Origin of the sequence: Allokutzneria albata, from assembly GCF_900103775.1 — a bacterium.
Lineage (GTDB): Bacteria > Actinomycetota > Actinomycetes > Mycobacteriales > Pseudonocardiaceae > Allokutzneria > Allokutzneria albata.
The window spans coordinates 25,322-45,801 of record NZ_LT629701.1 but is presented as its reverse complement, the minus strand read 5'-3'; the positions used below and the strand labels follow the sequence as shown (position 1 = coordinate 45,801).

Sequence of the window (20,480 nt, the reverse complement as noted above, 5' to 3'; positions counted from 1 at the left end):
CCCTTCAGCGCGGACTGATGAACAGGGAGGAGTCAGGTGAGGAGTTGGCGTTCGTAGGCGGCGGCCACGGCCTCGGTGCGGCTGCCCGCGCTGAGCTTGGCCATGATCCGGGTGAGGTGCACGCTCACGGTCTTCTCGCTGATGTAGAGCTTCTCGCCGACCTGGCGGTTGGTGTTGCCCTTGGCCACCAGGTCCAGCACCGCGCGCTCGCGCGGCGTCAGCGGGTTGATCACCGGGCGCTCCTGGGCGACGGCCTCGCCCAGGGCCAGCCTGCCGCGCTTGGCGAACTGCCGGAGCGCGTCGCGCAGCGGAACCGCGTCGAGGCGCTCGGCCACCTCGTGCGCCAGGCACAGTTCGGCGGTCGCGGCCTCGCGGTCGCCCGCCTGCAGCAGGGCCTCGGCCAGCCGCCAGCGGGCGACGGCCTCCTGGTAGACGTGGCCGTAGCCGAAGGCGCGCACGGCCTCCCGCCACGCCTCGGGGTCGTTGCGGCCGCGCAGGCGCAGCGCCTCCGCCTCGGCCCTGGCCACCCACGCCCGCCCCTCCGGGCCCAGCTGACCGCTGCGCGGCCTGCCGAAGCGGACGGTGTCGCGGACGAACTCCAGCATCTCCATGCCCGCGCGGACCGCGTCCTGCTCGGCCTCGGTGTTGCCGCGGTGCCGCGCCTGCTTGGCCAGTTCGGTGTAGGAGACGACGCCGAGGGTGCCGAGCCAGATGCCCCGGATGCCCCACTCGTCGTACTCGCGCTGCACGCGCACCGCGTTCTCGATCCGGGCGGCCGCCTCCGCGGGCCTGCCGCGCCACAGCTCCATCTCGGTGACGCACGGGTCGATCAGCACCAGGGTGAAAGGGTCGCGGCGCCACTGGTCGCCGAACTGGCGCAACATCGAGCGCACCTCGGCGTAGCGGCCCCGGCCCACCTTCACGTGCAGGTCCGCCGCGGCCACCTCGGCCGCGGCCAGGTCGGGGACCGCGCGACCCGGCAGCTCCGCCGCAGCCTCCGCGCCGTCCCAGTCGCCGAGCATGTAGCGCACGACCACCTGGAGCAGGCGCACCTCCAGGCCGTAGACGCTCCAGGTGAGGCCGACCTGCTCGGCCCGCGCGGTGCCCTCGTCGATCATGACGAGCGCCTTGGCCAGCTCACCCTGGTCGTAGAGGTTGACGCAGAGGTTGTACCAGGCGCGCAGCTCGACCGAGAGCGCTCCGGCCTGCACCGCCCGGTCGCGGGCGATCAGCTGCCGCTCGCGGGCCCGCTCCGGCCGGGCGGCGAACTCGTCGAAGATCGCCAGCGAGATCTGCGCGTCGGCCTCCGCGCCGTGCGCGCCCGAGGCCTTGGCCACGCGCAGCGCCTCCTCGGCGTAGCCCATCGCCACCTCGTCGCTCACGTCGAGGTGGGTGGCGATGCGGGAGCGCACCGAGAGCACCCACGCCTTCACCGCGCTGTCCGGCTCATCGCGGACCAGCTCCCACGCCCGCTCGATCGCCTTGGTGGCGTTGGCCAGGTTCGCGTCGGCCCACAGCAGGTACTGGGAGTACATCCGCAACGAGTCCGCGAGGACGGTGCGGTCGGTGTGCGCCTCGGTGAGCTGGACCAGGGACCGCGCGTAGGCGACCGCGCGGTCCACCTCGCCCGCCTGGGACGCCATGTAGGCGACCTTCCTGGTCAGCGTCAGCTCGTCGGTGCCGGCCACCGTCTCCGGCTCGGGCACGGCCTGCCACAGCTTCAACGCCTGTTCGTAGTAGTACAGCGCCTCGGCGTAGGCGCCCGACGCCTTGGCCTCCGACGCGGCCCGCACCGAGGCCGACAGCGCGCGCGGCAGGTCGTGGCTCTCCAGGCTGTGGTGGGCCAGGGCGGCCGCGGACCCGCGCTTGTCCAGCGTTCCCGCGGCGTGCGTGGCGTAGGCGCTGTGCAGCCGCACGCGCTCGCCGGGCAGCAGGTCGCCGTAGACGGCCTCGCGCAGCAGCGCGTGCCGGAAGATGTAGCGCTCCTCGCCCTCGCTGAAGACCAGCACGTGGTGGGCGACCGCCTCGCGCAGCGCCGCCTCGAGGTCGGCCTCGGCGAGGTCGCAGACCTCCTGCAGCCGGGAGTGCCGCACCCAGCGGCCTGCCACCGACGCGGTCCTGACCACCTGCTGCGCGTGCGGGCTCAGCGCCTCCACCCTGGACAGCAGCACGTCGGCCAGCCCGGTCGGCATGTTCCGGCAGGAGTCGCTGCCCGCCCACGCGGCGACCAGCTCCTCGGCGAAGAACGCGTTGCCCTCGGACTTCGCCGCGATCTCGGCGATCGTCTCCTCCGGCAGGTCGCGCTCGGCGAGCTGGGCGACGAAGGAGCGGGCCTCCTTGGCGTCGAAGGGCGCCAGGTCCAGCCGTTCCACCGCGGGCAGCCGGACCAGCTCGGCCAGCAGCGGCCGCAGCGGATGCCTGCGGTGCAGGTCGTCGGTGCGGTAGGTGGCCACGACCAGCACCCGCTGGGAGCGCAGCCGGGACAGCAGGAAGGAGGTGAGGTAGCGGGTGGAGCTGTCGGCCCAGTGCAGGTCCTCCAGCACCACCACGACGCAGCGCTCGGTGGCCAGTTCGGTGATCAGCCCGTGCACCGCGTCGAAGAGCTGGAGCTGGCCGAGGTCCTGTTCCAGCCTCCGGTCGGCGCCGGAGACGTGCGGCGGGGCCTCGACCAGGTCGGGGGCCAGCCTGCCCAGCGCGGGACGGGCCTTGACCAGGTGCACCTCGTCCTCGCCGAGCTGGCCGAGCAGTTCGACGTAGGGCAGGTAGGGCAGGCCGGTCTCACCCGCGTCCAGGCACCGGCCGACGAGCACCCTGGCGCCGTCGGCGACCGCGTGCTCGGTGAGTTCGGCGACCATCCTGGACTTGCCGACCCCAGCGTCGCCCGCGAGCAGGACGGCGGCGGCCGTCCCGCGTTGTGCTTGCTGCAGAGCGGAGCGCAGTCGCCGCAGTTGCGAACTGCGCCCCACCAGCGGTATTCCGGACCCTAGGCGCGACACATCCAGGATGCTCGCACAGGGGTCAGACACTGCGCGGCCGAATTGCCGGTGACTCCCGTCGCTCGGTCCGGCCGCGTGTTCGCGCGTCGGCGAGGTGCTGCCACCAGCTTTCGAAGGTCGTGCGGTAGGCCGCCCGGCGGGCTTCGGCCAGCCGCTCCCTGCGGTAGTCGATCTCGGCGTTGATCGCGTCCGTGCCGATGTAGTGGTTCATCTTCTTGGTCCTCTTCTCTCGTTGTGAGGAAGAGGTTCGCGGTAAGGCGGGGGCGGTCACATCGGATGATCACGTAAGTTCCCCGCGACCGCCCCCTTACTTACCCGTCGTTAGCCCGGACGGGCCCCTTACCCGCTAGCAGTTCTTCGAGGTCAGGGTCTGGGTCGGGTAGCCGAAGGTGACGCCGTTGAACACGGCCTTGCGGATGTTGCCCGGGTAGCCCTCGCCCTGGCGCACCTCGTAGTGCAGGTGCGCGCTGATGTTGTTGCCGGGCCTGCTGGTCTTGCCGACGGTGCCGATGCGCTGGCCCTGCGCGACGGCCTGGCCGACGGCGACGTTGCGGACGTCGAGGTGCGCGTAGTAGGTCGCCCAGCCACCGCCGTGGTCGATCTTCACGAGGTTGCCGTAGCCGTTGAGCGAGCCCTGGTGGGAGGAGATCACCACGGTGCCCGCGGCGGCCGCGACGACCGTGTCGCCGAGGTCCGCGTCCGGGGTGCCACCGCGGTTGAGGTCGAGTTCGTAGGAGCGGTGCGCGCTGCTGTTGCTGGAGTTGCCCGTCCAGCTTTGGCCGCAGGGAAAGGGAAGTTGGAAGTTCGCCGCCCTGCTTGCAGGGTCGGCCGTCGATGCGGCTGCCGCGTCCGTCAGAGTTGGACTCACCAAGAGACCGGCGCAGAGGACCATCGTCGCCACGAGTGCTCGCATGACCGCACGTCCTTTCGGCAGGGTGAAAGGGCAGGGGTGGCGCGCAGTGAACTGCTCCGCACTTGTGTCACGCTGGTGTGACCGGGACCACTGCGCCGGTTGGTGCATGCTGTGCTGGACCGAACGGCCACCAGCCTGAAAAGGTTTGCGAGCCGGCAACCAGAAGGGCCCGTGACGACGTACAAATCGCGTTACGAACAGCAGCGACCCGAGAACGCGGGGGCGGTGGGGCCATGAGCACGACCGAGATGAGCTTCCGGGTACTCGGACCCCTGGAGGTCTCCGCGGGCGGCCGCGCGCTCTCGCTCGGCGGGGCCAAACCGCGGATGCTGCTGGGCAGCCTGCTGCTCAACCCCAACCGGCTGGTCTCGACGGACCTGCTGGTCGAGGTGCTGTGGCCGCACTCCCCGCCCCGCTCGGCCGTGGCGAACCTGCGCACCTACGTGAGCACGCTGCGCGCGGGGCTGCGCGGCGGCGCCGACGGCCACGGTGACCGCAACGAGGACCGGATCAGGGCGCTGACCTCCGGCTACAGCCTGCACGTCGAACCGGAGGAGCTGGACCTGCTGCGCTTCGACCAGCTGGTGGAGCAGGCGCAGCGGGACCGGTCGACCGGACGGCCGGAGCGCGCGCTGGAGCTGCTGCGGCAGGCGGGCTCGCTGTGGCGGGGACGGCCGCTGGAGGGCCTTCCGGCCAGCCCGGGCTGGCAGTCGGCACTGGGCAGGCTGGCCGAGCGCAGGCTGGCCGCGACCGAGGAGCGGCTGGCGCTGCAGGTCGCCACCGGCGAGTACACCAACGCGATCGCCGAGCTGCAGGGCCTGCTGGAGGAGCACCCGTTCCGCGAGGAGCTGTGGCGGCAGCTGATGCTGGCGCTGCACGGCAGCGGGCGGCGGGCCGAGGCGCTGCACGCCTACACCGTGGTGCGGCGGCGGCTGGCCGACGAGCTGGGCGTGGAACCGGGGCCGGAGCTGCGGCACGTGCACCGGCTGGTGCTCAGCGGCGAACGGGCCGAGGAGCCGGGCGCGATCGAGATCGAACCGCAGCACGTCTGCCAGCTGCCCCCGGACACCCCGGACTTCACCGGGCGCACGCAGCAGCTCGGGGAGCTGCTGGGGACGCTGGCCGAGCCGGACCGGATGCCGATCGCGATCGTGGTGGGCGCGCCCGGGATGGGCAAGACGACCCTGGCGACGCACGCGGCGCACCGGCTGCGCTCGCGGTTCCCCGACGGCCAGCTCTACGTCGACCTCGGCGGGACCACGCGCAGCCCGCGCGATCCGGCGACCGTGCTCGCCGAGCTGCTGCGGGCGCTGGGCGTGCCGGGTGCCGCGGTGCCGGAGGGCGCGCACGAGAGGGCCGCGCGGTTCCGCTCGCTGCTGGCCGACCGCCGGATGCTGGTGGTGCTCGACGACGCGGTGAACGCGGCCCAGGTGCGGCCGCTGCTGCCGGCGACCGCGGGCAGCGCCGTGCTGGTGACCAGCCGCTCGCGGATCACCGAGCTGCCCGGGGCGCACCTGGTCGAGCTGGGCGTGTTCACCCCGGCGGAGGCGATGACGCTGCTCGGCTCGATCGCCGGGCGGGAGCGGGTCTCCGGCGACGACGACGCGTGCGACCGGCTGCTGGAGGCCTGCGGGCTGCTGCCGCTGGCGATCCGGATCGCCGGGGCGAAGCTGGCCGGGCGGCAGGGCTGGCCGCTGCGGGTGCTGGCCGACCGGCTGGACGACGAGTCGCGGCGGCTGAACGAGCTGCGGCTGGGCGAACTCGGCGTGCGTGCCAGCGTCGACCTCAGCTACCGCGGCCTTCCCCCTCGGGCGGCGCGGGCGATGCGGTTGCTCGGCCTGCTGGACGGGCCGTCGCAGCCGGGCTGGGTGGTCGGCGCGCTGCTGGGCACCGAGGACTACGACGACGCGCTCGACGCGCTGGTGGACGCGAACCTGTTGCGGCTGGCCGGAGTGGACTGCTCGGGTCAGCCCCGCTACGCGATGGCCGACCTGCTGCGGGTCTACGCGCGCGAGATGGTGCGCGCCGATCCGGCCGCGGAGCGGGAGGCGGCGCTGGAGCGCGTCGCGGGCGGCTGGCTGACGCTCGCGGAGCGGGCCTGCGCGCACCTGCCGACCAGCATCTTCGCCCCGGCGACCGGCGCGGCGCCGAGGTGGAGCCCGGAGGCGGCGGTGCTGCGGTTGGTGACCGCGGACCCGGTCGGCTGGCTGACCGCGGAGACGCAGGCGCTGGTCGCCGCGGTCGAGCACGGGCCGCGCGGGGCCGCGCAGGAGCTGGCCGCGTGCCTGGTGCCGTGGTTCGACCTGCGCAGCCACTTCGACGAGTGGCGGCGCACGCACGAAGCCGCGCTGGTCGGCACGCGGGAGGACCGGGACCGCTGGGGTGAGGCGGTGCTGCGGCGCGGCCTCGGCCAGCTCGCGCTCTACCAGGACCGCTACCCCGAGGCGATCGAGCAGTTCCAGCGCTCGCGCGGGCTGTTCGACTCGGTCGGCGACGAGCACGGCGCTGCGATCGCGGTGTCCGGGCTGGCCGCGGTGGACCGCGTGCTCGGGCGCACGGAGGAGGCGCTGCGCAACTGCACCGCCGCGCTGCGGATGTTCGTCAACGCCGGGGACCGGCACGGCGAGGCGTACGCGCGCAACGTGCTTGGCGTGATCCACCTGGCGGCGGGCAGGCACGCGGCGGCGCTGGGCGAGTTCTCCTCGGCCCTGCGGCTGTCCAGGGCGCTGGCCGACCGGCACCGGGAGGCGCACGTGCTGCACGAGCTGGGCATGCTGCACTTCACCCTCGGTCGTACCTCCGCGGCGGTGGCCGAGACCGAGCGGGCGCTGGGCATCTTCGAGGCGATCGGCGACACCCAGGGCGAGGTCTACGCGCGGCAGCAGCTCGGCGGGATGCACGCGCGGCTGGGCGACGAACCGAGGGCGGCGGCGCTGCTGCGGACCGCGTTGGAGGGGCACCGGCGCATCGGCGACCGGCGGGGCGAGGCGAGCACCGCGCAGTCGCTCGGCGAGCTGCACCAGGCCGCGGGCCGGATCGACCCGGCGCGCACGCACCTCGCACTGGCCCGGCAGCTGTGGCGGGAGCTGGGCGCGGAGGAGCAGGCCGCCGAGCTGACGACCGCGCTGGCGACCCTGGGCTGACGACCCGACCGGGTGGGTTGACCGGGCGACAAGCCGGGAACAAGGGCGCATCGGCACGATTGGGCCGGTCGGACCCAACCGTTGGACAGGCATTTACAAGCAGGCCTTTGATCACGAAAATCGCTGACAATCCCGGGGGACGACGCGGTCGGAGGTTGGGCATGGGCTGGCGCCGCACGCTGACGGCACTGCTGGGCGCACTCGCGATCGGCGGGGTGCTGGTCATCCCCGCCTCCGCGGCGGAAGCCGAAGCGGTGGCACCCTGCCCGGCGCCGAAGAAGGCGCTGCGCGGGCTGTGGCTGGCCAGCGTCGGCAACATCAACTGGCCGAGCGCGCCCGGGCTGCCCGCCGAGCGCGTGCGCACCGAGTACCGCGACCTGCTCGACGGCGCGCGGCGCATCCGGGCCAACGCCGTCTTCGTCCAGGTCCGGCCGACCGCGGACGCGCTCTACCCGTCGGAGTTCGAGCCGTGGTCGCACTGGCTGACCGGGGAGCAGGGCAAGGACCCGGGCTGGGACCCGCTGGCCTTCGCCGTCCACGAGGCGCACGCCCGCAACCTGGAGTTCCACGCGTGGTTCAACCCCTACCGGGTCAGCAAGCAGGGCGACATCACCGAGCTGGCGCCGAACCACCCCGCGCGGCAGCACCCGGACTGGGTCCTGCACTACGGGGACGGGCTCTACTACAACCCGGGTGTGCCGGAGGTGCGGGCGTTCGTCGAGCAGGTGATCCTCGACGTGGTGCGCCGCTACGACATCGACGGCGTGCACTTCGACGACTACTTCTACCCGTATCCCGTTGCCGGGCACCTGCTCGACGACGACCGGGCCTACCGGGAGCACGGGGCGGCCTTCCCGGACCTGGCCGACTGGCGGCGGGACAACGTGGACCGCCTGGTCTCCGGGCTCGCCGGGAAGATCAAGGCTGCCAAGCCGTGGGTGACCTTCGGCGTCAGCCCGTTCGCGGTGTGGCGCAACGGGAAGACCGACGCCTCCGGCTCGGACACCGCCGCCGGGATCGAGACCTACGACGACCTCTACGCCGACACCAGGAAGTGGGTCCACCGGCGCTGGATCGACTACGTGGCACCGCAGGTGTACTGGCACATCGGGTTCCCGGCCGCCGACTACGCGAAGCTGGTGGACTGGTGGAGCCGCGAGGTCCGCGGCACCGGTGTCGCGCTGTACCTCGGCCAGGCGGCGTACCGGATCGGCAGCCCCATAAGTCCACAGTGGACGGATCCGGAGGAGATGCCGCGCCAGCTCAAGCTTTCCTCGGCCGCTCCCGAGGTCGCCGGGCACATCTACTTCCAGATCCACAGCGTGCTGGCCAACCCGCTGGGCTTCCGGGACCGGCTCAGCAACGACATCTACCGCGCACCTTCGCTCGTGCCCCCGCGCACCGCGGTGCCGGACTGGGGACGGCCGTGGGCGCCCTCCCCCGCCGTGGCGCGCGTCGACGGCGTGCCCCAGCTGCTCGTCAAGTCCACCGGGCTGCCGTCGGCCTACTACGCCGTGTACCGGGCGGAACGGCGGGGCTGCGCGACGATGCTCGACACCGTGCGCGCGGATGCCAACGGTGGCGCGGTGTTCGTCGACCGAACGGCGCGCCCAGGTGTCACCTATACGTACCTGGTGACGGCCGTCGACCGCGGTCACCATGAAGGACCAGCCGGAAGAACCCGGCCCATCACCGCCTGACCGACACCAACCACGAGCGACTGCGGGAGCGTTGCGATGCCGAACCACTCCATCCGCTGGCTGCGGCTGGCCCTGGCCGGGCTGACCGGAACGGCGCTGCTGACCTCGATGACGGTGACGCCCGCGAGCGGATCGCCCGAACCCGAGGCGCGGCCGGGCAACTCCTCCGTCGACTTCCACGAGTGGCGCTCACCGTGGGCGTGGCGCGCCGGGCAGCTCGAAGGCGTCGCCGTGGTGCCGAGCGGCGGCGTGGTGATACACCGTCCACAAGGGACAGTGGACTACACCGACCCGCACACGCGGACGACCAAGACCTACGAGTACGCGCGGTGGACCTCGCCGACGTACCGGCAGAAGTTCGCCGCGACGGAGCTGGTCGCGTCCTGGAACGCCAGCACCCCGGCCGGGACGTGGCTGCAGGTGGAGATGCGCGGGCAGACCGCGGCGGGCGCGGAGACGAAGTGGTACGTGATGGGCCGGTGGGCCTCCGGGGACGCCGACATCCGCCGCACCAGCGTGCCCGGCCAGGGCGATGCCACCGGCAACGTCGACGTGGACACCTTCCAGGCCAAGTCCGGCCACCTGCTCAGCGGCTACCAGCTGCGGGTGACCCTGTACCGGCTGCCCGGCAGCAAGGCCAGCCCGCACGTGCGCATGGTCGGCGCGATGACCTCCGCCATCCCGGACCGCTTCACCGTGCCGATCAGCCCGGCGGGCGGCGCGTGGGGCGTCGAACTGCCGGTCCCCCGGTACTCGCAGAGCATCCACCGCGGCAAGTACCCGGAGTACGGCGGCGGCGGTGAGGTCTGGTGCAGCCCGACCTCCTCCACCATGGTGCTGGAGTACTGGGGCCGTCGTCCGTCCGAACAGGACATGGCCTGGATCGAGCCCGGCTACGTCGACCCCTCGGTGGCGCACGCGGCGCGGTACAACTGGGACTACGACTACAAGGGTGCGGGCAACTGGCCGTTCAACACCGCCTACGCCTCCAGCTACGGGCTGGACGGGCACATCACCCGGCTGTCCTCGCTGCGCGAGCTGGAGCGCTACATCCTGCAGGGCATCCCGGTGATCACCTCGCAGTCGTTCCTGGCCAGCGAGCTGGACGGGGCGGGCTACGGCACCTCGGGCCACATCATGGTGGTGGTCGGCTTCACCAAGGACGGTGACGTGATCGCCAACGACCCGGCATCGCCGAACAACCCCGCCGTGCGGCACGTCTACAAGCGCGCCCAGTTCGAGACGATCTGGCAGCGCACCAAGCGCCACCTGGCCAACGGCTCGGTCGGCGGCGGCCCCGGCGGCATCGCCTACATCATCCGTCCCCCGCACTACCCCCTCCCCCGCTGAGGCGGAGGCGGGTGTCAGACCCCTTGCGTAGCGTCCGCGGGCATGGACGAGAACACCATGTGGCAGCTGGTCGAGGAGGCGGCGGCGGGTGCCGCGGGCGTGGAGGAGCAGGCGAAGCGGCTGACGGAGCTGCTGACCGCGCGAACGCCGGAGGAGGTGGTGGAGTTCGCGCGGCTGTTCGACGAACAGTTGGCGCGGGCCAACCGGTGGGACCTGTGGGCGGCGGCCTACGTGGCGCTGGGCGGGTGCAGCGACGACGGGTTCGACTACTTCCGCTCGTGGCTGATCTCGTTGGGGCGCAAGGCGTTCGAAGTCGCGTTGGCCGATCCGGACGCGCTGGCCGGGCTGGGCTACGACGACGAGGACTTCGGCGACGGTGAATGGCTGCTGCACGCGGCCGGGCACGCCTACGAGCAGCTGACCGGGCAGGCGCTGCCGCCGACGCAGACCCGCCCCGCGGACACCTCCGGAGAGCCGTTCGACGAGGACGACTGGGACGGCCTCGTCGAACAGTTCCCCCGGCTCGCCGCCCGTTTTGACCTGAGTTGAAACGGGTAGGGCGGGGGTTTCCCCCGCCCTACCCTGGTGATCACAACAGAATCACTGCACGCGGGACAGCAGCTTCTCCATCAGTCCCCTGGCGACGTCGCAAGCGCCGCCCTTGTCGGAGAAGCGCCCGTTGCGCACTTCGATGCCCGCTCCGCCCTTGGACACCGGCATCACCACGGTGCAGTACGGCTCCTTGGCAGCGCCGAAGGTGGACTCGCGCTGAGAGCCGGCCTTGCCGGCGATGGTCACCGGGGTGCCGTTCTTCACTGACTGGGGCCCCAGCTCCGGCCCCCAGAGCACGTCGACCATGAAGAGCGTCTTGCCCTGCGGCGCGTTCTCGCCGTCAGGGTTGAACGAGATCATCCCGCTGTTGTCGAAGGTGCACTGGAGCGTGTACGCGGACGTGGGCTCCACCTGCTGGGCCTTGGGCGCGCCGGTGCCCCGCATCGCGGCGGGGAAGTCCTCCCACTTCAGCGTGGCGCAGGGGTCGAACGGCGCCCCCGCCTCCTTCCAGTCCTTGATCGGGTACTGGTCGCCGAGCTGGATCACCGGGCGCGGTGGCTTCGGCGGACCCGGAGGTCCGCCGGGAGTGCCCCCGCCTCCAGCGCCCCCCGTGCCCTGGGCGCTGGGGGAACCGACCACCGTGCTCGTGCACCCGGACAACAGCGCCAGGCACAGCGCCGCCGCGACGGCTGATCGTGTCCTCACCGGGCCCCCTTCACCGCGAGTTCGGCGGCGGGCTGCGCCACGTCACACGTTTTGGCGACAACGGTGATGGTCTGAACGTCGCGGCCGTCGGGTTCGGTGGCGTAGCGCTCGGGCACCATCGTCGGGTCGTACTGGAGGTCGACCTGGCACTTCTTGTCGATGCCGCGCTCGGCCATGTTCCCCGGTTTGCCACCGATGGTGACCGGGTTCGCCGCCTTGTGCGCGGGGTTGTCCGCCCACCGGAAGCTGACCTCGATCTCCTCGGGCCGCTCGCGCGAGCGCGGGTCGTAGGCGGAGAGCGCCAGCGTGCACGAGAACGGCGAGACCGACGTCATCTTCGGCTGCTGCCCCGGCTTGCCGAAGCGCTTGGCCAGTTCCGGCATGGCCACGCACGGGTCCTTGGTCGGCAGCGTCAGCTCGGGCTTGCTCGCGCCCTCGCCGCGCCGCGACGGGGTGATCAGGTAGGGCGCCACCTTCGGCAGGTAGGCCTTGGCCAGATCGCACTGCGGCTTGGGCGGCGGCTCGTTCTTCATCCCGTGCCAGTCCACCCCGAGCTCCACCGTCGGCGTGCCCTGCCCGTCGGAGAGCAGGGCCCACGTGCACCTGAAGTCGACGAGGCCGGGCAGCTCCCGGTCCTTGCGCCTGGCGAAGGTCCGTCCGTGCAGGTCAAGCGTCTCCGCGTTGTCGGTCTTGGTCACCGTGGTGAAGCCGGTGTTGACCGAGATCGACCAGGACCTCAGCGAGTCCCCGGTCGGCTCCACCGTCATCGAGCACCTGTCGAAGCCGTTCAGGCTGATGACCCTGGGTGGGGCGCCGAAGATCTCCTTCACCGACCCGGGGTCCAGCAGCGCGCACGTGTCGATCGTGCGCGTGAGGGCGTTCTCGCCGAGCCTCGTCTTCGTGTACTCGTCGACGATCACCCCCTCACCCGGTGACGGGGGCTGGGCGCGCAGCGGCCCAGCCCCCGTCGACAGCACCGCGGTCAGGCATACCAGCCCGACCGTGGCCGCCCGGTGCGTCCTCATGGGCATACCTCGCTTACTGCACCCGCGAGGCCAACGTCTCCGCTAGTTTCTTCGCCGTCTCGCAGGTGTTCATCGTCGTCTTGAACCGGCCGTTGCGGAGCTGCAGGCCGGCGGAGCCGTTGCTCAGCTTGACGATCACGGTGCAGAACGGGTCCTTCACCGCGGTCCCGCCGGACTCGGTCTCCTTGAACGCGGCGGGCTTTCCGCCGAGCGTGACCGTAGTGCCACCGAGCCCCTCGACGGAGAACTCGGTACCCCACACGACGGTCAGTTCGAAGATGGGACTCCAGCCGGGCGGCTTCTGTTCCGTCGTCCTCGGCGGGGGCGGCGGGGCCGGGTTGTTGGGGTCCGGCGGGGTCGGCGCGTCGAAGCTGATCGACTCGTTGTTGCTGAAGCGGCAGGCGGTCTTGTACGGGTCGCCCTTGCGCACCACCTGCAGCACCGGCGGCTTGTCCTTGGTGGGCCGCGCCTGCTGCGGGAAGTCCTCCCACTTCAGGGTCGTGCAGTTGTCGAAGGGCGCGCCGACGGACTTCCAATCCGACGGCGGGGTCTGGTCACCCAGTCGGATGACCGGACGCTCCGGACGCGGGCCACCCGGCTTCCAGACCAGGATGTCGCCCTCCGCACCGGCGGCGCCACCCGAGCCACCCGCGCCGCCCGTCGGCTCGGCCACGCCCTTGACCTGCGAGCCGCAGCCCGCGAGCACGGTCGTGGCGGCCAGCGCCGCCACGGTCAGCCTCGTCGTCTTCCTCATGACAGCGCCGCCTTCGTCGCGATCTTCAGGGCTTCCTCGGCCGTCTGGCAGTCGGGGGCGCTGACCTGGATCAGCTGCACCATGTCGACCTTGGGGACCTTCATCGGGTCGTACTGCACCTGCGCGATGCAGGCGCCGACGTAGCGGGCCGTCTGGTCGTTGACCAGCGCGGGCTTGCCCTCGATCTGGGTCTTGCGCACCGTCCCGCCACCGGAGATCCCTTCGGCGGGGTCGATGCCCCACCGGTGGTCGATCGAGATCTCCGGCCTGACCTTCTGGCCGGGGACGACCCGAGAGCTGAACGACAGCCTGCAGGTGTTGGGGCTGAGCAGCCCCGGTGACAGCCTCGGCTGCTCACCGCCCGCGGCGAGGGACTTGAACTTCTCGGCGATCTCCTTGGCCGAGGCGCACGGGTCCTTGCTGGCCAACGGCAGCTCCGGATCGGTCGCCTTCTCCGAACGCAGCGGCGGGTTGGCGAAGAACGGGGCGACCGCGGTCGTGTACTCCTTGGCCAGCGCGCAGGGGTCCTTCGGCGGGGCTTCGCTCGATGCGCCGCTCCAGTTGACCTCGAGCGAGAGCGCCTTCGTCTGGCTGGTCTGCATGGTGTACTCGCAACCCGGCGTGCTGGAAGCGCTCTTCTTGGCCTGGACGAACTTCCGTCCGGCCGCCTCGAGCACCTCGCCGCCCGCGCCCTCGTTGAAGGTGGAGGCGATGCGGGTGTAGACGCGCCAGCGCCTGCTCCCCGTGCGGTCCAGGTCCACCAGCATCAGGCAGGCGGTGAAGTCCGAGGGCTCGAGCGACGTCGCCGGATCGCCGAAGATCTTCGCCGCCGAGGTCGGATCGTGCAGCGCGCACGGGTCCCACGTGCGGTAGATGGCCGACTCGGCCAGGCCCTTGAGGGTCTCGGGGTCCACCTGGACCGAACCGAAGTCCACCTTCGGCGCCGAGGCCGCCGGGGCACCGCCCTGCGCGGGGGACTTGTCCGACGGTGGAGTCGCGGCGGGCCCACCGCTGCACCCAGTCACCAGCAGCGCCAGCGCGAGCACACCCACCACAGCGCGCCGACCGCGCCGGTGCCTTCGTTGGATCGAGGAGGAATTCACCAGACCCCCACAGGTCTTCTTTGCTCCACAGTGGACAGAGGGGCTCAACGCCGTTGTCGACACGGCGGACAGACCCGCGCGAGCACTCCCTCACGGGCTGCTGCCGGCAGGACTATAGCCCAACGCAAGCCCCCGAAAGCACGAAACCCCACGGGGCGGGCCCTGTGGGGTTTCGTACCGTGAAACAGCTTGCCAGCAGCGAAAAATGCGCTATACGCGCAGTGCGGCCCCGGTTCGCTCGGCGACGAGCGCGAGCGCGGCGTCGCGCGCCCGCCCCGCCTCCTCCGCGGTGAGCGTGCGGTCCGGCGCGCGGAAACGCAGCGAGAAAGCCAAAGATCGCTTGCCCTCGCCGACCTGCTCCCCCGTGTAGACGTCGAAAAGCCTTGCGTCCTCCAGCAAATCGCCGCCGCCCGCCACGATCGCGGCGGCCACGTCGGCGACCGGGACGGCCGCGTCGGCGACGAGCGCGACGTCCAGCAGCACCGGCGGGTACGGCGATACGACGGGCGAAGGCCGCTCGTCGATCAGCGGCAGCGCGTCGAGGTCCAGCTCCATCGCGCACGCGCGCGCTGGCAGCCCGAGCGCCTCCACCACCTTCGGGTGAAGTTCTCCAGCGTGTCCCACGACCGTGTCGCCGACGCGCAGTTCCGCGCAGCGGCCCGGGTGCCACGGGGCCAGCTCACCGGCGGCCACGGTCAGCTCGACCCCGGCCGCGCGGGCGACGGTGCGTGCCGCCTCCACCGCGTCCGACCAGTTCGCCGCGCGGCCCTTGCCCCACCAGCCCGCGCGCTCGCGCTGCCCGGTGAACACCGCCGCCACGTGCAGCGGCTGCTTGGGCAGCGCGGCCAGCAGCGTGGCCAGCTCGGCGTCGGTCGGCCTGCGGTCCACCGGCAGGTCCGGCGCGGGCACCTGGTGCTCGTCCGGCTGCACGACCTGGCCGACCTGGTAGAGCGCCAGATCGCGCATGCCGCGGGAGACGTTGCGCTGCACGGCGTCGAACAGCCCCGGCAGCAGTGTGCCCGCCAGCTCGGGGCGCTCGGCCTCCAGCGGGTTGAGCAGCGAGACGGTGCGGCGCCGCGGGTCGTCCTCGGCCAGGCCGAAGGCGTCCCAGGTCTGCGGGCTGACGAAGGGCATCGGCAGCACCTCGACGTGCCCGGTCGCGGCGAGCGCGCGGGAGACCGTGCGGCGGCGGCGCTGCGCGGCGGTCAGTCCCCGGCCCGCGGGCGCGGGCGGCAACACGGAGGGGATGGTGTGGTAGCCCTCCAGCCGCAGCACCTCCTCCACCAGGTCGGCGGGCAGGTTCAGGTCACCGCGCCAGGTCGGCGGGTCGGCGACCACGACGGCGGTGCCGTCCTCGGAGCTGCCCACCTCGATCCGGCAGCCGATCTGGCTCAGCCGCCGCGCGGTCACGCCCCTGCCGTAGTTCACCCCGGCCACCCGGTCCGGCAGCGCCAGCGGGATCGTGATCGGCAGCGGCAGCAGCGGACGGCCCACGTCGGTGCGGCCGCGCTCGATCTGCGCGTCGCCGTAGCGGACCAGCAGCTGCGCGGCCAGCTCCAGCGCGGCGGGCGGCAGCGCCGGGTCGACCAGCCGCTCGAACCGCCTGCTCGCCTCGCTGGGCAGCTTGTGCCGCCGGGCGACCCTGGCGATCGTGGCGGGCTCCCAGTTGGCCGCCTCCAGCAGCACGTCCGTGGTGGAGTCGGTGATCTCGGTGGAGGCCCCGCCCATCACGCCCGCGAGCGAGATCGGGCCGGAGTCGTCGCAGATGATCAGGTCGTCCGGGTCCAGCTCGCGCGAAGCACCGTCCAGAGTGGACAGCTTCTCGCCCGCGTTCGCCCTGCGCACCACCAGGGCACCGCGCAGCGTGGTGGTGTCGAAGGCGTGCAGCGGGTGGCCGGTCTCCAGCATCACGTAGTTGGTGACGTCCACCGCGAGCGAGATCGGCCGGATACCCGCCAGCATCAGCCTGCGCCGCATCCACCACGGTGTCGGCGAGGTCGGGTCCAGTCCGGTCACCCGGCGCAGCACGAACCGGCGGCAGCCCTCCAGGTCCTCCACGTGCACCGGGTACACCGCGTCGTCGGCCTCACCGACGTCGATCATCGCGGGGTCGCGGTAGTCGGCGTCGAAGGCGCACGCCAGCTCGCGGGCGAGACCGCGGGCGGACAGGCAGTAGCCGCGGTCGGGGGTGACGGCCAGCTCGATGACGGTGTCGTCGAGGCCGAGCAGCTCCCTGGCGTCGTCACCGGGCTGGGCCGTGCCCGAGGGCAGCACCAGGATGCCGGAGTGGTCATCGCCCAGGCCCAGCTCGGCGACCGAGCAGATCATGCCCTGGCTCATCCGGCCGTAGGTCTTGCGCTCGGAGATGGCGAACCCGCCGGGCAGCACGCACCCGGGCAGCGCCGCCACGATGGTGTCGCCCTCGCGGAAGTTCCGCGCACCGCAGATGATCATCTGCGGTTTCACGGTCTCGCCGTCCTCCTCCAGGTTGCCGACGTCGACCGTGCAGTAGCGGATCGGCTTCTTGAAGTCGGTCAGCTCCTCGATCTCCATCACCCGGCCGGTCACCAGCGGACCGGTGACCTCGGCGAGGGGGCGCACCTCCTCGACCTCCAGGCCGACCCGGACGAAGGCTTCGGCGATCTGCTCGGGCGTGGTCCCCTCGGGCAGGGCGACGTGATCGGCCAGCCAGGACACTGGGATACGCACGGGCTTACGCCTCCGTTCCGAAGGGCAGGGTGAACCGGACGTCACCCTCGACCATGTAGCGCATGTCGGAGATTCCGTTGCGGAACTGCAGGGTCCGGTCCACGCCCATGCCGAAGGCGAAACCGGAGTAGACCTCGGGGTCGACCCCGCTGGCCCGCAGCACGTTGGGGTGCACCATGCCGCAGCCGCCCCACTCCACCCAGCCCGCGCCGCCCTTCTTCTCCGGGAACCAGACGTCGACCTCGGCGCCGGGCTCGACGAACGGGAAGAAGGCGGGGCGCAGCCGGGTGCGCGAGTTCTCGCCGAACATCGCGCGGGCGAAGGCGTCGAGGGTGCCCTTGAGGTGGGCCATGGTGATGCCCTTGTCCACCGCGAGGCCCTCGATCTGGTTGAAGGCGGGCAGGTGGGTCGCGTCGGGCTCGTCGGAGCGGTAGGTCCGCCCCGGCGCCACCACGTAGACCGGCAGCTCGCGGGTGAGCAGCGCGCGGATCTGCACCGGCGAGGTGTGCGTGCGCAGCACCAGCCCCGAGTCGGCGGGCGCGACGTGGAAGGTGTCCTGCATGGTCCGCGCCGGGTGGTCCTTGACGAAGTTCAGCGCGTCGAAGTTCAGCCACTCGGCCTCGACCTCGGGGCCCTCGGCGACCTCGTAGCCCATCGCGACGAACACGTCGGAGACGTACTCCGACAGCGTGCTGACCGGGTGCCGCGCGCCGGGCTGGACCCGGTCCCACGGCAGGGTCACGTCCACGGCCTCCTCGCGGAGCACGCGCTCGTCCCGCTCGGCCCGCAGCACGGCCAGCCGCTCGTCATAGGCGGACTGGACGGCGACCCTGGTCTCGTTGACCCGCTTGCCCGCCTCCGACCTCGCCTTGGGCGGCAGCGCCCCGATCTCGCGGCGCGCGGTCATCAGCGGCGACCGGTCACCGAGGTGCGCGGGCTTGACCGCGGCCAGCGCGTCGAGGTCGGCCGCGGCGGCGAAGTCCTCGGCGGCCTGCTCGACGGCGGCGGCCAGGGTCGCCGGTGACAGCGCGGCGACTTCCTTGGGGTCGTAGGGGTCGTTGGCTCCGGACATGGGTGAGGAACGCTCCTGAGTGGTCCGCGTCGGCCGAGTTGACGTGCTGCTACCCCCCTGACGGGCAACAGACCGATCCTAGGCGACCGGCGCGATCGGGTTGCACTCACCGCTCCCCCGACCGCCCTTTCGCACTGAACGAGTCATTCGGGCGATCGGTGGGCGCGCGCGCTCGCATAGAGGCAGACGGCGGCGGCGGTGGCCAGGTTGAGGCTCTCCGCGTCGCCGTAGATCGGCACGCGCAGGGCCTCGTCCGCGGCGGCCAGCACCTCGCCGGGCACACCGTGCGCCTCGCTGCCGAACAGCCACGCGGTGGGCTCGGCGAGCGCGCCGGCGGTGTCCAGGTCGTCAGCGGCGTTGCCGTCGGCGGCGACCAGGCGCAGCCCGGCGGCGCGGCACGCGTCCAGCACGGTGGTCAGGTCCCGCTCGCGCGCGATCGGCAGGTGGAACAGGCTGCCGGTGCTGGCGCGCACGCACTTGCCGTTGTGCGGGTCGACGGTGTCCCCCGCGAAGATCACCGCGTCCGCCCCGGCCGCGTCGGCGACCCGGCTGACGGTGCCCGCGTTGCCCGGGTCGGCCACGCCGACGAGCACGGCCACCAGCTTCGGCCGTCCGGCCAGCGCCCGCTCCAGCGACACGTCGACGGTATCGCAGACCGCGACGATCCCTTGCGGGGTAACGGTTTCGGAGAGTCCGGCGGCGGCGCGCTCGGTGATCTCGCTCAGCGGCACACCGGCGTCGCGGGCCGCGTCGAGCAGCTCGGGGTTGCGCTCGGCGGCCTGTGCGGTGAAGAACAGCTCGTGCACGCGGCCCGGCCACCGAAGGGCCTCGCGCACCGCCTGGGCGCCCTCGGCGAGGAAGCGCCCGGCGCGGGTGCGGCCGGTGCGACGGGCCAGCTGCCGAGCGGCAGCGACCCGCGGCGTGCGCTCGGTGCACACCGCGGGTCGCTCGTGCCGGGTGCTCAGGCCGCGGCCTGGTTCTTGTCCGCGGGCAGCGCGGCGCGGGCGGCCTCGACCAGCGCGGTGAACGCGGCGGGGTCGGAGACGGCGAGCTCGGCCAGGATCTTGCGGTCGACCTCGATCTCGGCCAGGCGCAGGCCCTGGATGAACCGGTTGTAGGTCATCCCGTTCTCGCGCACGGCGGCGTTGATGCGGGTGATCCACAGCTTGCGGAAGTCACCCTTGCGGGCACGACGGTCCCGGTAGGCGTACCCGAGCGAGTGGAGCATCTGCTCCTTCGCCTTGCGGTACAGCCGGGAGCGCTGGCCGCGGTAGCCGCTGGCGCGCTCCAGGATCGTCCGGCGCTTCTTCTGGGCGTTGACTGCCCGCTTGACGCGTGCCACTGATCAGTCCTGTCGTTCTAGCGGGCGACCTGCGCCACCCGGAATGTGCTTGGGATGCGGAAGGAGCGCTCAGCGCCCGAGGAGGCGCTTGATGCGCGGCACGTCCGCCTTCGCGACGGCCTCGGTGCCCTCAAGGCGCCGGGTCAGCGTGCTCGGCTTCTTCTCCAGGATGTGCCTGCGGCCGGCCTGCTCGCGGCGCAGCTTGCCCGAGCCGGTGACCTTGATGCGCTTGCTCGTGCCGCTGTGCGACTTGTTCTTCGGCATTGTGTCCTCAGTCTTGTGCGGTCGTGCCACCCGTGGGGTGGCCGTGGTGCTCAGCCCTGCTGCGTGTCGTCGCCAGCGGAGTCGCCCGAGTCGTCGGCCGGGAGCGGCCCACGGGGACGGGGCTTGATGTGCTTGTGCGGCGCCAGCACCATGATCATGTTGCGGCCGTCCTGCTTCGGGTTGGACTCGACGACACCGAGGTCGACGACGTCCTCCGCCAGGCGCTGCAACAACCGGTAACCCAGCTCCGGTCGGGACTGCTCGCGGCCACGGAACATGATCGTGACCTTGACCTTGTGACCGTGTTCGAGGAAGCGCACCACGTTGCGCTTCTTGGTCTCGTAGTCGTGCGAGTCGATCTTCGGGCGGAGCTTCTGCTCCTTGATGACCGTGAGCTGCTGGTTCCTGCGGGACTCGCGGGCCTTCTGCGCGCTCTCGTACTTGAACTTGCCGTAGTCCATGAGCTTGCAGACAGGCGGGCGCGCCTGCGGGGCGACCTCAACGAGGTCGAGATCCGCCTCCTCGGCAAGTCGCAGCGCGTCCTCGATCCGGACGATGCCGACCTGCTCGCCCGCCGGTCCGACAAGGCGGACCTCGGGCACGCGGATGCGGTCGTTGATGCGAGTCTCGGAACTGATGTGGCCTCCTAGGTTCGTGGTGTCCCCGTGCTCGGGGGCGCTGGAAGCGCCGAACCCAGGAACGAGTCCGGCCCCGTCACGTGAACGCACGTGCGGGGCCCGCTGTTCCTACCGATCACGCCACGAGGGCGCACACCACCCGCGCACCGCGTCGCGGTGGGGGTGGGACCGGACCCGGACATCTGTCGTCGCAGGACGGGCGATGACTCGGGTG

At 72.0% G+C, this 20,480-nt stretch carries 17 protein-coding genes; 4 read left to right on the top strand and 13 right to left on the bottom strand.

Features of this window, described 5'->3' with window-relative positions:
* Positions 1-32: 32 nt before the first annotated feature.
* From BLT28_RS00240 to BLT28_RS00230, 3 genes are all read right to left on the bottom strand, one after another.
* Positions 33-2,966: a helix-turn-helix transcriptional regulator gene (locus tag BLT28_RS00240; protein ID WP_231950569.1), complete on the bottom strand. Its 2,934-nt coding sequence runs from the start codon at positions 2,964-2,966 to the stop codon at positions 33-35.
* A 52-nt stretch (positions 2,967-3,018) separates the two neighbouring features.
* Positions 3,019-3,207, bottom strand: a complete 189-nt coding sequence (locus BLT28_RS00235; RefSeq protein WP_030431909.1) for a hypothetical protein — start codon at positions 3,205-3,207, stop codon at positions 3,019-3,021.
* A gap of 135 nt (positions 3,208-3,342) precedes the next feature.
* Entirely contained in the window at positions 3,343-3,909 is a 567-nt protein-coding gene (locus BLT28_RS00230) for a M23 family metallopeptidase (RefSeq protein WP_030431910.1), read from the bottom strand.
* A 233-nt stretch (positions 3,910-4,142) separates the two neighbouring features.
* On the opposite strand from BLT28_RS00230, the gene BLT28_RS00225 reads away from it, so the two are divergent.
* From BLT28_RS00225 to BLT28_RS00210, 4 genes are all read left to right on the top strand, one after another.
* Entirely contained in the window at positions 4,143-7,052 is a 2,910-nt protein-coding gene (locus tag BLT28_RS00225) for an AfsR/SARP family transcriptional regulator (protein WP_081900597.1), read from the top strand.
* Between the two features lie 161 nt (positions 7,053-7,213).
* A complete protein-coding gene (locus BLT28_RS00220) occupies positions 7,214-8,752 on the top strand; it encodes a glycoside hydrolase family 10 protein (protein ID WP_081900598.1) in 1,539 nt (512 codons plus the stop codon).
* A 108-nt stretch (positions 8,753-8,860) separates the two neighbouring features.
* Positions 8,861-10,102 (top strand): C39 family peptidase, encoded by a 1,242-nt coding sequence (locus tag BLT28_RS00215; protein ID WP_030431913.1) that lies wholly within the window; start codon positions 8,861-8,863, stop codon positions 10,100-10,102.
* A 42-nt stretch (positions 10,103-10,144) separates the two neighbouring features.
* Positions 10,145-10,651 (top strand): DUF4240 domain-containing protein, encoded by a 507-nt coding sequence (locus BLT28_RS00210; RefSeq protein ID WP_030431914.1) that lies wholly within the window; start codon positions 10,145-10,147, stop codon positions 10,649-10,651.
* A 51-nt stretch (positions 10,652-10,702) separates the two neighbouring features.
* Here the strand turns inward: BLT28_RS00210 and BLT28_RS00205 are convergent, their stop codons facing one another.
* The 10 genes from BLT28_RS00205 to infC form a co-directional block, all read right to left on the bottom strand.
* Positions 10,703-11,359, bottom strand: a complete 657-nt coding sequence (locus tag BLT28_RS00205) for a DUF3558 family protein (RefSeq protein WP_081900599.1) — start codon at positions 11,357-11,359, stop codon at positions 10,703-10,705.
* Positions 11,356-12,384, bottom strand: a complete 1,029-nt coding sequence (locus BLT28_RS00200; RefSeq protein ID WP_156051369.1) for a hypothetical protein — start codon at positions 12,382-12,384, stop codon at positions 11,356-11,358. Before BLT28_RS00200 ends, BLT28_RS00205 begins: the two co-directional genes overlap by 4 nt.
* 13 nt (positions 12,385-12,397) lie before the next feature.
* The gene (locus tag BLT28_RS00195) at positions 12,398-13,138 is read right to left on the bottom strand and encodes a hypothetical protein (protein ID WP_030431917.1); all 741 of its coding nucleotides are present in this window, start codon (positions 13,136-13,138) and stop codon (positions 12,398-12,400) included.
* Positions 13,135-14,193 carry a DUF3558 domain-containing protein gene (locus BLT28_RS00190; protein WP_030431918.1) on the bottom strand — a complete coding sequence of 353 codons (1,059 nt, stop codon included), beginning with the start codon at positions 14,191-14,193 and terminating at the stop codon, positions 13,135-13,137. Before BLT28_RS00190 ends, BLT28_RS00195 begins: the two co-directional genes overlap by 4 nt.
* A gap of 258 nt (positions 14,194-14,451) precedes the next feature.
* Positions 14,452-16,950 (bottom strand): phenylalanine--tRNA ligase subunit beta, encoded by a 2,499-nt coding sequence (gene pheT, locus BLT28_RS00185; RefSeq protein WP_030431919.1) that lies wholly within the window; start codon positions 16,948-16,950, stop codon positions 14,452-14,454.
* A gap of 4 nt (positions 16,951-16,954) precedes the next feature.
* Complete coding sequence (gene pheS / locus BLT28_RS00180; RefSeq protein ID WP_030431920.1) at positions 16,955-18,022, bottom strand: phenylalanine--tRNA ligase subunit alpha; 1,068 nt, start codon at positions 18,020-18,022, stop codon at positions 16,955-16,957.
* 143 nt (positions 18,023-18,165) lie between these two features.
* Positions 18,166-18,960, bottom strand: coding sequence for a TrmH family RNA methyltransferase (locus BLT28_RS00175; RefSeq protein WP_231950568.1), 795 nt, complete (start codon positions 18,958-18,960; stop codon positions 18,166-18,168).
* Between the two features lie 23 nt (positions 18,961-18,983).
* The gene (rplT, locus tag BLT28_RS00170) at positions 18,984-19,364 is read right to left on the bottom strand and encodes a 50S ribosomal protein L20 (RefSeq protein WP_030431922.1); all 381 of its coding nucleotides are present in this window, start codon (positions 19,362-19,364) and stop codon (positions 18,984-18,986) included.
* A 69-nt stretch (positions 19,365-19,433) separates the two neighbouring features.
* The gene (rpmI, locus tag BLT28_RS00165) at positions 19,434-19,628 is read right to left on the bottom strand and encodes a 50S ribosomal protein L35 (RefSeq protein WP_030431923.1); all 195 of its coding nucleotides are present in this window, start codon (positions 19,626-19,628) and stop codon (positions 19,434-19,436) included.
* A gap of 50 nt (positions 19,629-19,678) precedes the next feature.
* Entirely contained in the window at positions 19,679-20,266 is a 588-nt protein-coding gene (infC, locus tag BLT28_RS00160) for a translation initiation factor IF-3 (protein WP_156051411.1), read from the bottom strand.
* Positions 20,267-20,480: the final 214 nt, after the last annotated feature.

Coding starts and splice junctions, on each gene's coding strand:
- BLT28_RS00235 (WP_030431909.1), bottom strand. CDS start 3,207: ATGAACCACTACATCGGCACGGACGCGATCAACGCCGAGATCGACTAC.
- BLT28_RS00230 (WP_030431910.1), bottom strand. CDS start 3,909: ATGCGAGCACTCGTGGCGACGATGGTCCTCTGCGCCGGTCTCTTGGTG.
- BLT28_RS00225 (WP_081900597.1), top strand. CDS start 4,143: ATGAGCACGACCGAGATGAGCTTCCGGGTACTCGGACCCCTGGAGGTC.
- BLT28_RS00220 (WP_081900598.1), top strand. CDS start 7,214: ATGGGCTGGCGCCGCACGCTGACGGCACTGCTGGGCGCACTCGCGATC.
- BLT28_RS00215 (WP_030431913.1), top strand. CDS start 8,861: ATGACGGTGACGCCCGCGAGCGGATCGCCCGAACCCGAGGCGCGGCCG.
- BLT28_RS00210 (WP_030431914.1), top strand. CDS start 10,145: ATGGACGAGAACACCATGTGGCAGCTGGTCGAGGAGGCGGCGGCGGGT.
- BLT28_RS00200 (WP_156051369.1), bottom strand. CDS start 12,384: ATGAGGACGCACCGGGCGGCCACGGTCGGGCTGGTATGCCTGACCGCG.
- BLT28_RS00195 (WP_030431917.1), bottom strand. CDS start 13,138: ATGAGGAAGACGACGAGGCTGACCGTGGCGGCGCTGGCCGCCACGACC.
- pheS (WP_030431920.1), bottom strand. CDS start 18,022: ATGTCCGGAGCCAACGACCCCTACGACCCCAAGGAAGTCGCCGCGCTG.
- rpmI (WP_030431923.1), bottom strand. CDS start 19,628: ATGCCGAAGAACAAGTCGCACAGCGGCACGAGCAAGCGCATCAAGGTC.